The sequence below is a fragment of the Lactobacillus nasalidis genome, assembly GCF_016587775.1.
GTDB lineage: Bacteria > Bacillota > Bacilli > Lactobacillales > Lactobacillaceae > Lactobacillus > Lactobacillus nasalidis.
The window spans coordinates 1-9,138 of the sequence record NZ_BOCG01000717.1 but is presented as its reverse complement, the minus strand read 5'-3'; the positions used below and the strand labels follow the sequence as shown (position 1 = coordinate 9,138).

18 protein-coding genes are annotated in these 9,138 nt (G+C 42.8%); 9 read left to right on the top strand and 9 right to left on the bottom strand.

Annotated elements, in window-relative coordinates; genetic code table 11:
• The 3 genes from lacNas_RS13830 to lacNas_RS13820 form a co-directional block, all read right to left on the bottom strand.
• The coding region (locus lacNas_RS13830) for a helix-turn-helix domain-containing protein (protein WP_201346957.1) at window positions 1–441 on the bottom strand (441 nt) is incomplete at its 3' end.
• A 908-nt stretch (window positions 442–1,349) separates the two neighbouring features.
• Window positions 1,350–1,676 carry a DUF771 domain-containing protein gene (locus lacNas_RS13825; protein WP_201331712.1) on the bottom strand — a complete coding sequence of 109 codons (327 nt, stop codon included), beginning with the start codon at window positions 1,674–1,676 and terminating at the stop codon, window positions 1,350–1,352.
• Window positions 1,660–1,866 carry a helix-turn-helix domain-containing protein gene (locus tag lacNas_RS13820; protein ID WP_201331713.1) on the bottom strand — a complete coding sequence of 69 codons (207 nt, stop codon included), beginning with the start codon at window positions 1,864–1,866 and terminating at the stop codon, window positions 1,660–1,662. Before lacNas_RS13820 ends, lacNas_RS13825 begins: the two co-directional genes overlap by 17 nt.
• A gap of 83 nt (window positions 1,867–1,949) precedes the next feature.
• Between lacNas_RS13820 and lacNas_RS13815 the strand changes: the two genes are divergently transcribed.
• Complete coding sequence (locus lacNas_RS13815; protein ID WP_201331714.1) at window positions 1,950–2,198, top strand: hypothetical protein; 249 nt, start codon at window positions 1,950–1,952, stop codon at window positions 2,196–2,198.
• 3 nt (window positions 2,199–2,201) lie between these two features.
• Here the strand turns inward: lacNas_RS13815 and lacNas_RS13810 are convergent, their stop codons facing one another.
• From lacNas_RS13810 to lacNas_RS13795, 4 genes are read right to left on the bottom strand one after another with little or no spacing between them, the layout of a single operon-like run.
• Window positions 2,202–2,435: a hypothetical protein gene (locus lacNas_RS13810; protein ID WP_201331715.1), complete on the bottom strand. Its 234-nt coding sequence runs from the start codon at window positions 2,433–2,435 to the stop codon at window positions 2,202–2,204.
• Window positions 2,436–2,449: 14 nt separating this feature from the next.
• Complete coding sequence (locus lacNas_RS13805) at window positions 2,450–2,839, bottom strand: hypothetical protein (protein ID WP_201331716.1); 390 nt, start codon at window positions 2,837–2,839, stop codon at window positions 2,450–2,452.
• An 8-nt stretch (window positions 2,840–2,847) separates the two neighbouring features.
• Window positions 2,848–3,621, bottom strand: coding sequence for a phage antirepressor (locus lacNas_RS13800; RefSeq protein ID WP_244660732.1), 774 nt, complete (start codon window positions 3,619–3,621; stop codon window positions 2,848–2,850).
• A 25-nt stretch (window positions 3,622–3,646) separates the two neighbouring features.
• A complete protein-coding gene (locus lacNas_RS13795) occupies window positions 3,647–3,841 on the bottom strand; it encodes a helix-turn-helix transcriptional regulator (protein WP_201331718.1) in 195 nt (64 codons plus the stop codon).
• A gap of 147 nt (window positions 3,842–3,988) precedes the next feature.
• On the opposite strand from lacNas_RS13795, the gene lacNas_RS13790 reads away from it, so the two are divergent.
• From lacNas_RS13790 to lacNas_RS13780, 3 genes are read left to right on the top strand one after another with little or no spacing between them, the layout of a single operon-like run.
• The gene (locus tag lacNas_RS13790; protein WP_201331719.1) at window positions 3,989–4,360 is read left to right on the top strand and encodes a helix-turn-helix transcriptional regulator; all 372 of its coding nucleotides are present in this window, start codon (window positions 3,989–3,991) and stop codon (window positions 4,358–4,360) included.
• Window positions 4,344–4,727, top strand: coding sequence for an ImmA/IrrE family metallo-endopeptidase (locus tag lacNas_RS13785; RefSeq protein ID WP_201331720.1), 384 nt, complete (start codon window positions 4,344–4,346; stop codon window positions 4,725–4,727). Before lacNas_RS13790 ends, lacNas_RS13785 begins: the two co-directional genes overlap by 17 nt.
• Window positions 4,728–4,764: 37 nt before the next feature.
• Entirely contained in the window at window positions 4,765–4,926 is a 162-nt protein-coding gene (locus lacNas_RS13780; RefSeq protein ID WP_201331721.1) for a S24 family peptidase, read from the top strand.
• 134 nt (window positions 4,927–5,060) lie between these two features.
• Here lacNas_RS13780 and lacNas_RS13775 read toward each other — a convergent pair whose 3' ends face one another.
• Complete coding sequence (locus lacNas_RS13775) at window positions 5,061–5,717, bottom strand: hypothetical protein (RefSeq protein WP_201331722.1); 657 nt, start codon at window positions 5,715–5,717, stop codon at window positions 5,061–5,063.
• 133 nt (window positions 5,718–5,850) lie between these two features.
• Here lacNas_RS13775 and lacNas_RS13770 point away from each other — a divergent pair, with 133 nt between their 5' ends.
• The 5 genes from lacNas_RS13770 to lacNas_RS13750 all read left to right on the top strand — a co-directional run bounded on the left by lacNas_RS13770 (window position 5,851) and on the right by lacNas_RS13750 (window position 8,841).
• Entirely contained in the window at window positions 5,851–6,324 is a 474-nt protein-coding gene (locus lacNas_RS13770; RefSeq protein WP_201331723.1) for a DUF6978 family protein, read from the top strand.
• 2 nt (window positions 6,325–6,326) lie between these two features.
• Window positions 6,327–7,112: a DUF1828 domain-containing protein gene (locus tag lacNas_RS13765; protein WP_201331724.1), complete on the top strand. Its 786-nt coding sequence runs from the start codon at window positions 6,327–6,329 to the stop codon at window positions 7,110–7,112.
• Window positions 7,113–7,231: 119 nt separating this feature from the next.
• Window positions 7,232–7,396, top strand: coding sequence for a hypothetical protein (locus lacNas_RS13760; RefSeq protein ID WP_201331725.1), 165 nt, complete (start codon window positions 7,232–7,234; stop codon window positions 7,394–7,396).
• Window positions 7,397–7,534: 138 nt separating this feature from the next.
• On the top strand, window positions 7,535–7,753 hold the full coding sequence (locus lacNas_RS13755) for a helix-turn-helix domain-containing protein (RefSeq protein ID WP_201331726.1): 219 nt from the start codon (window positions 7,535–7,537) through the stop codon (window positions 7,751–7,753).
• Window positions 7,754–7,755: 2 nt separating this feature from the next.
• The gene (locus tag lacNas_RS13750; RefSeq protein ID WP_201331727.1) at window positions 7,756–8,841 is read left to right on the top strand and encodes a site-specific integrase; all 1,086 of its coding nucleotides are present in this window, start codon (window positions 7,756–7,758) and stop codon (window positions 8,839–8,841) included.
• A 182-nt stretch (window positions 8,842–9,023) separates the two neighbouring features.
• Here the strand turns inward: lacNas_RS13750 and lacNas_RS13745 are convergent.
• The coding region (locus lacNas_RS13745; protein WP_191669675.1) for an IS3 family transposase at window positions 9,024–9,138 on the bottom strand (115 nt) is incomplete at its 5' end.

The following is a 9,138-nucleotide window of genomic DNA, read 5'->3' as shown; positions in this document are numbered from 1 at the left end:
ATCTGTTCTATTGGGTATATGTTCTATTATCCCGCCAGTCTGTCGGCAGGGGGTGGGGTCGTCTGTCGGCAGAGGGTCCGCCGATGTGTCGGCAGGGGGTATGCCGATGTATTGCCCCACCTTAGAACCTGTGGAAATCTTTCTGTGGATAACCTCCTTAGTGCCCGGTCTATAAATGTTTTCCCGGGTAATAAGGCCCTTATCTTCCAGCAATTTCAAGGCATTTCTGACAGTAGATGGACTGCAATGGTAGAGCTGGGCCATCTTGTCATTGCTCATAAAGAAAGATCCGGTCACATTGAGCATTGACCAAATCTCCCCGAAGATGAGAATCGATTTGGGTGCCTTCTGCAGGTCTGGATCATGAGCAACACCAGCGGGGATGTTCAAAAAGTATCTGCTCCCCCCAAATTCTTCAGAACTTTTGTTTTGCTTTGTCATGGTATAATCTCCTTTGGACGCAAGGCCGGTCGGCCAAAACTAGCCCTTGCATCCCTAACGGTCTAGCTCTGTTGTGAGCTAGGCTTTTTTTCTGTCTTTTTACCGGTCGTGAAGGCATTTGATGCCTTGACCAGGCGCTTAATCGTCTCTGCGCTCATGATGCTCACCTCCTCTGTAAACCATTGCCCAGGTCACCACGGCAATGGTAATTAACGCTGCCCAATTTGACGCTGCCAGCATCCCTGATGCCCGCAGCCACATCCAAGACGCGGCCAATACCGCTACTATCGCGTAAAGCATGTTGTCCTCCTATTTGCCTAAAATTGCCAATACTACACCAATGATTGCTAGAATCATTGATACAATTGAGATGACTAAATAAACCTTGTCCCTGTTGTATTGCATGGAGATCACCACCTATGGGAATAATTTCAATCTTAATCTCAGTTCTTTCGTTCCTAATGTCAGCATTCTCTTTAGCATCGACTTACTACGAAAAGCACATTAAAACCAAGTGCTATTTACGTTGGGCATCCCAGCTTAAGTCAGGTCCCAACCGCTCTCAACTAACAGTCAGCTTGCTCGTTAGCAACATGTCTTCACGCCCTTCGACTATCACCAATATTCTTCTGAAGAACCAGAATGAATATGTTGAGTCAACCTGGTGTCCTGTCGTCCTGCTCGAAAGCTCTGACGGACAGAAAACATGCTATTCTGATTGCACTCCGCTAAACGTACCATCACGTTCAGCCAAAGAATTCATTATTGTCTTCCAGTATCTTCAAGGCTTTAAACTCGAAGATACGATTAGATTCTCCTTCATCATCGATGAAAGAGAGATCAAGAAGACGCTCCCTGTTAAGTTGATCCTTGATGGAGATCAGACCGCTATGGCTATGAAAATCCGACTATCTTAGCTTCTCATTCCAATCGATCATCTCTTGATGGTCATCCATCCAAGCGGCCGCTTTACGTTCAAAAATGATCGTCTTGCGGCCGCCTTCTGTTCTGTGCGGGTTAACGCACCATCCACCGTTCTCCCAGTTCGTTTCTGGATACCGGTCAAGGATGTAGGTGCGGACCCATTCCGCGGCTTTTCCACCGCAGTACTTTTTTCTGAATTCATCCATCCCGATAGTCTTGCCGACTGTTTCATCGGCAGGAATGTATCCGTAGCTAGCCATCAGCTGGTCAACAAGCGGTTTTAAATCTTCAGGGTTAACTGTCAGCTCCATTTTTAGTTCCTCCTCTCAGATCGTCTAGCGAGACGCCCAACGCATCAGCAATCTTGCATGCATTGACGAACGATAACTGTGAACCGTTCTTGTAATTATGAAGGCTGGTATCTGGAATGCCGGTAAGTTTGGCCAATTTATAGATACTCATCTTCTTCTTTTTTAAAATCTTTTCAATTTCATTCCACATTATGTTGTAGCCTTTCCGATTTGAAGCACACTACATCTAGCGATATAATTTGTGTGTATCCATTTACACTGGAGGTGATCAATATGAGCAAACTTTCTCGCGATGAATTTAACAAAGACTTCAAAGAAGCACTTGAACAGGCCGATAGTGAATTCGAGAATAAATGGCCTATTCAAAAGCGGGTAGAAGAATTAGCTACGGAAATTAATTCTTCTAAAGACTTGGGAGAGCAGCTACTAGCCATTTACACCCAAGCAACGACCGAAAGTAATCTTTACACAGACTTTGTCGTTAAAAAGATGCTTGAACACTACTTGAAGATTGATGAGTGACGTTTAGAGGCCTAAATCAGCCTCATGTTTCTTAGCCATTTGTTCACTGGCCTTCTTTGCTGTCTGAATGTCTGCCGCATCTACGTGGACTTTAAAGCCAATGTCAGGCTCGAGGGCTTCAATTTCGTTCAAAGTTTTTCTCAGCTCCTTTTCCTGCTTTACTGCACGGGAAAGGAGCTTTTCTAACTGATCTAAATTTTCTAATTGCATGCTTAATGCAATTTTGTTGTCTTCCATCTTGATCACCTCTATTACACCCCGTGGTCCAGTGCCCACCAGGCAACAGCTTGGACGGTTGGATCCTCATCATTGATCATTTGCACGCAGTAGCCTTTTCTGAGTGCTACAACTGCCCGTACTTCTGGAGCCGGGTCGCTAGCCAGCTTGTCCAGCTGACTAAGGCTGTTGGTACTGCTGGCAACAGCCGCACGTACTTCTGGCGCTGGATCATTAACCAGCTTGTAAAGGGAGTGCCCACCTCGGGCAACGGCCGCGCGTACTTCTGATGCTGGATCATTCACCAGCTTGTCTATTTCACGCCCACGGTAGGCCGCATAGGCCCGCGTTCTGGCATCCTTAGATTCAGCCAAGCTGTCTAACAGATACTCGCGAGTAGTAGGAGTAGAAGTCATTTCAGTCACGCTTTCTGCTAAAAATCTAATTCTTCCTGCTCAATCAGTGGGAGAACGCCATTGCTCTTCAGCAGTTCATACAGCCCTAATCTCCCCTTCTGAGTCCACTTGGTCTGCATCACTGCCTTCTTGGTGCCGTCAGTCCGATCAACCACGATGGTGTCGCTGTGGGTCCAGCCGGTCTTCTGGTACTTGGAGTACAGCAACCAGGTGGAACCTTGCTTGTACTGAACCTTAAGCTCGTGCAGCTTATTGTTCATCTCCCGGCCGCTCATCCCGTAGTCCTTTGCGATCTGAGTGATCGTAACCAGGGACTCGTTCTTAAGCACCAAGTCGTAGTAGCTGGCCTTTGGAGTCAGCTCATTGACCCGCTGTTCAGCGATCAAGCGGCCTTCCCGTTCTGCCTTGAGCTCGGTGGCCAGCTTGATGATCGTGTCGGGATCGCTGAGGATCTCTTCGATCTTCTCGCCGGTCATGTAAGCACCATGCTTGCGAATGGCCGGAAGCACCTCGTTGGTGACCCAGTGCTTGAACTTCTTGGCCGTCGGCAGTTTTGACGACAGAACCAGGCTGTACAAGCCGGACTCGTTGATAACAGTCATCGGCTGAGTTCCAGAGGGGGTGGTGATTTGCCACCCCCCTTTTTTGTCTTCTTCATCAACGTGCGCTTTGAGTGCATTAACCGTGTCCTTATATCCAAGGACCTTCGCTACGTCCTTGCCAACAAACCATACTTGGTCGTTGGATTCGGCCACTCTTACGTCAGCACCTTCAAATTTAAAAATCTCCATGTCGTCCTCCTGTACCATTATGGTACTATCTAGGCAAAAAAATATCATCAATCGGCTTGCCAAACAACTTGGCAAGCTTAAACATTTCATCCTGAGTAAACTCTCGATTACCCAACTCTTTTTGATTATATGTATGTGTGGCAATTCCAAGGTATTTAGCTACTTCAGCCTGCGACATCTTACGGTCGTACTTCCTAAGCTTTAGCAGATTGTACTGCATCACTCCCGCCTCCTTTTTAAGACTTGTACCGCTCCGGTACATCTATATCATAGTACCGTCTTGGTACTTTTTGCAACCTTTTTGGTAAAAAAAGTTTCAAAAAGTACCAAAAAGGCTAAAATGTAAGTATAAGGAGGCGAAAGCACTATGGAAGACTTTGAATTAAGCGCCTACATTGGAAAACAAATCAAGACTTTTAGAGAACAGAAAGGCTGGACTACTCAAGATTTAGCTGACCGGCTTCATACTTCAAGAGTAACGGTCACCAGATACGAGACTGGAGCTCGGAAAGCAAATCAAGACATGCTGTACAAAATGTCGGAATTGTTTAACGTCTCTGTCGACGACTTTTTCCCGCCGAGGGATGGCGAGAAGCAACAGTCAGAAACCGTCGAGCAAGCTCTATCACACGTGATGAGTTTTGACGGCAAGCCAGTAACCGACCGTGACCGAGCTGTCCTCCGTCAGATCGCCGAAGCCTACCTTAAAGGACGTGATCCAGATGAGGACAATCAATAACCATAAAGTGGTCTATTACCCAATGGATGCAGATGGCTACTACATGACTGACCTTGATGTGATCGTCATCAACTCTAACCTACCTCCGCTTCGGCAGAAGTACGTCTTGGAGCACGAATTAGCCCACATTGGGCAATCATCCCTTCTATATGAGGCAACGCCTGCAGAGCACATCCGCCTGGAATTCGAAGCAAACTGCAGCATGATAGCTGGCATGCTTGATGACTATTTAGGGCAAACAGGCCTATCAATCGAAGAGATCAGCAAGGGCCTGTTCATGGAGCAATGTGGCCTGTCTGGCCAATACGATAACGCTGTCGATCGTGTCCTGATGTTAAGGCTTAAAGGGATGCAAGCAGCGCTTTAGGAATGTTGTATGTTTGAGTCATGATGGAGGAAAGAACATGACTAGAAATAACACGGCTATTAAGCCGATCAAGCATGTTGGTGACACGATTGAGCTGATTCCTGATAACAGCGCCTACGACACGATCATCTTAGACAAGGACCACCCCGGCCGAATCCTAGGCAAGAAGATCCAGATGATCAGATATGGCAGTAGATAAAAAAGCCCGCGCTTGCGGGCTTGGAAGGACAATGGCATGAACGATAACCATAAAGGAAATGCACAAAATAGAAATACTGGTACTAAGAAGGTAAAAAGAACTACTGGCAGAAAAAGACCGCCATCAAAATAGCATCAGCTTTCTGGGTCTTCAATTGCAACGATTATGATAAAGCGATGCTTAAAATCAATAAATTGGCGTGTGTCGTATTTTTCTTGATACGTTTCGCTTTGAATCTTGAGCATTAGATCATCATAAGAATCTTGCAAATGAGTTTCCCCATCTGGATCTCTAAAAGGATCGACACGGATACAACTGTTATTCTCATCGGTGCTGTACTCAGAGAGAACACCATACCCCAATGGATTATGTTCAAAATCGTAAACATAAACCCTAGTTTCTTTGTCTTCAATTACCAAAGTTGATTCTAAAACTGATTGATTATCAATCAAGAAATCTTTGCTTTTATGCTGTGCTGTCTTCTTGGAATACAAGGTAAACAGCAGATCATGCAGTGGCCAGGCCAATAGGTATGTAATAAGCCAAGCCCCGACTAACGTGATCAGCATGACAGCAATTAGAAGCACATCACCTTGCAAGTAACTTGAAAGAAGATTTTTAGCCAATAGATAAATAGAAAAATCAACGATAGACCATATTAAGCTATAACCCAATCTTGCTTGATTAGAGTCTTTGTAGAGATTGACTGTTCCGAGTTGTTCGGTGACCATGAAGTTAACAAAGCCCACCCCGCCAACTGTTAGTAATGTTGCAATAATGTCGTTAAGCAACTTAATCGCCTCCTCTATCTAATTATAGAGGAGCGATTGCATCAAAGCTATTTTGGCAAGAAGATCCAGATGATCAGGTACGGCAAGCAGGTAAAACAAAAAAGCCCGCGGCTGCGGGCTTGGAAAGGATGTTATGGATATTAATAATCTCACATCAGAAGATATCAAATACCTTATCGAGTCATTGAAACACCCATCCAATTTATTTAGCATCAATGACATAAGAAACAAGCTAATTTCTTTAAATCTAGAAAGGATCAAAGAAGATTCGGTTGTAGTTGGAGAATCAGACGGTATTGAATATATACTTCACGTATTTGTATCAAGCACTTTCTATTTGCAGAAGCGCTATAGTATTCACTTAAGGCTTAAAAGCAATCACGAGCAGATAGTAAGAGTTGATGTGGGACAAGGCCATCACAATCCTGATGGATATCCAGATACAAGGCATTCAGACCACATTCACATCTATAATCCAGATATTGTGCCGCATGATAGAATTGCATTTCCATTGCCTCAAGCTAAGTTTCCTAACGTAAACAGCATTGTTGACGCGTTTGATAGCTTTTTGGAATATACTAATATAAAGAACAAAGGAGGCTCATAAAAATGGATGCTACTGCGTTAAAAGAAGCATATTTAAAGTGGCTCACTGACAACGAGACATACGTTGATTTGAGCCCTCAAATAGTTAGAATCGATACGCCATTTCTGGACAATAGCTTTGACGAAATTGTTCTTTATGCCATCACTTACTCGGATAAAACTATCAAACTTACAGATGATGGGTGGACAATGGACTACCTTGAGTCTCACGGGTTTACTTTTCGAAAGGGATCACATCGCTACAATCTTCTTTATAACACCGTCAAGACATACGGACTGACTATTGATAGTGAAGAGATTTTTGTAAAATGTGACAGTTCAAAGTTCCCAATTGCAAAACAAAGAATGGTACAAGGGTTATTGAAAATTTATGATTTAATTCTGCTCAATGACACTAATGTAGTTAATACATTTAAGGAAGACCTTTTTAATGCATTAACTAAAAATGAGGTGGCTTATGATGCTCCTTATGTAGTAACTGGCGAAAATGGTTATTCCTACACTTTTGATTTCTCAATCCCTGTTATTGGTGGCACAAAAAAGTTGGTAAATGCCATAACCCAACCCAACAAGATTAGCAATGCAAAACTTTACATGGTTGATGCACAGCTAAGCCATGCTATCGACTCGACAGCAACGTTTTATGCGATTTTAAATGACAAGGAAAAAATAAACAATTTAGACGAAATAAATGATTTATTTCTAAACCAATCTTCTGTTCCTATTACCCCGATTCTTGGATCAGATAGTAAAACTATTTCTAGAGTTTTAACTAATAAAGCAGCATAGAAAAAAGCACGTCTCTAGGCAAAAAGCCTAAAAAACGTGCTTTTTTCTCGTTTTCCTCTTGTTATATACTAACAAGTATGTTAGTATATATGTGTAAGGTTAAGAAAGGAGGAAAACCAATGTTGAAAGCTTTATCTTACTTCATAGCTTGTATTTTAATTTCAACTAAAATTGCAAAAGAAGTCGAAAGTACAATTGGTTTGCACTTAGACAACGAGTTGAAAAAAATTAAAATCAAGCAAGAGCAAGAAAAAGATGGCAATGACAAAGAAGACTCTACATAGAGGCTTCTTGCCTTTGCACCCTTTTATTATATCAACATTGGGTATAAAAAATGAAATATTTTCTTTTAGTAAGTGCCATTGTTTATGGATTATTGAAACTGATTCAATTCAAGTTAAAGCGGGAAGGTAAAAAATTAGATGAACGTCTTGAAAAAATACATCGATCAAAATAATATCACAAAGTATCAAATCTCTAAGCTATCCGGGATTTCGCAAATGACTTTATCCCATGCCACGGCTGACACCAAGCAACTTTCCAACCAAACAGTAAAAGTGATCTGTGCAGTTGCCCAGGCTTTAGACAAGACGCCTGGACAAGTCCTAGATGATCTAATAGCTTTGGAAAGCAGTGACTAGCCATGGCTTTTATTGAGAAAAAAGACAGTGGTTGGAGAGCAAAAATCTCTTGGTATGATGCAAATGGCAAAAGACATACCAAGAGTAAGCAAGGCTTTGAGACCAAACGTTTGGCACAACAGTGGGCCAACAAAATGGAAGTTGCAAAAGACAAGCAACAGCTCTCCCCAACTGACCCGATATTTGTAGAGTATTTTTTAGAATGGGCGCAAACTTTTAAAATGTCAAAAGTGTCTGACAACACTAAAAAGCGCTATATCAATATTGGCCACCTAATTGAGCAATACTTTGGCAAAGCTAAAATTTCTAGCATAACGCAGAGGTCCTACCAACAATTCATTAATAGTTATGGCCACGATCATTCCAAATCAACCATGGAAAAAGTTCACGGGACAATAAAGTCGTGCGCCAAGTATGCCGTTTATGAGGGAACCATCCCACGCAATTTTGCAGATCAGATTACTCTGGTATGGGATGAATCTAAGACAAGACACGTTGAGTACCTCTCACGGTCTGAAATCAAATCTTTAATCGCATCCCTGGAAGACAACATCTCTCCCAAATACGTCAGCAGGTACATGATCTTATGTGCCATTTATACCGGCATGCGATTTGGAGAAATACTTGCACTTGAATGGGACGACATAGACTATAATAACCATACAATCAGGGTAAATAAGTCTTATGATTATATTGCCCATAGAACTAAGAAGCCGAAAACAGCTAGTTCAAATCGATTCATTAGGGTTTCCAGTAAGTTTCTCGATTTGATAGCACCACTTAAGGTCAATGGCCAGGAACGAGTTTTTGCACCTAGCGATGGATCGTACATCTCTTCATCGGCCACAAATCATACGCTGAGGCGCCACTTGGCCAAATGTGGGTTAGAGAAAGAAGGATTCCACTTCCACAGCTTGCGTCATAGCCACGTCGCTCTTCTGCTTTTTAGCGGAGTGCCACTCTATGCGATCAGCAAGCGCTTGGGGCATGCCGACATGTCGGTTACAGCCAAAAAGTATGCCTACCTAATTGATGAGCTACGCCAACAGAGCGATCACCAAATTGAAGAAATCTTAGAGGATCTCTAATCGGGAACCAAAACGGGAACCAAATTCAAAATTAGTTGTTATCGCCAATTGCTGGAATCCTTTAGAATCAGCATTTCTAGACACTAATAACCACTGTTTTTCGTTCAAAAATCCTGTACTCTCCTTAAAACATAAAAAAAGCCCGAGAATGATGTGACCCCCAAAATTGGGACAAATTAGTATTACGCCGTTAAGGTTGTTAGAACATGATTCCGATATTCAATCGGGGTCATGTTTTTTCGTCCTGTTTTGATTCTTACGTTGTTGTAGTAATCGATATATTTGTGAATAGCTTGT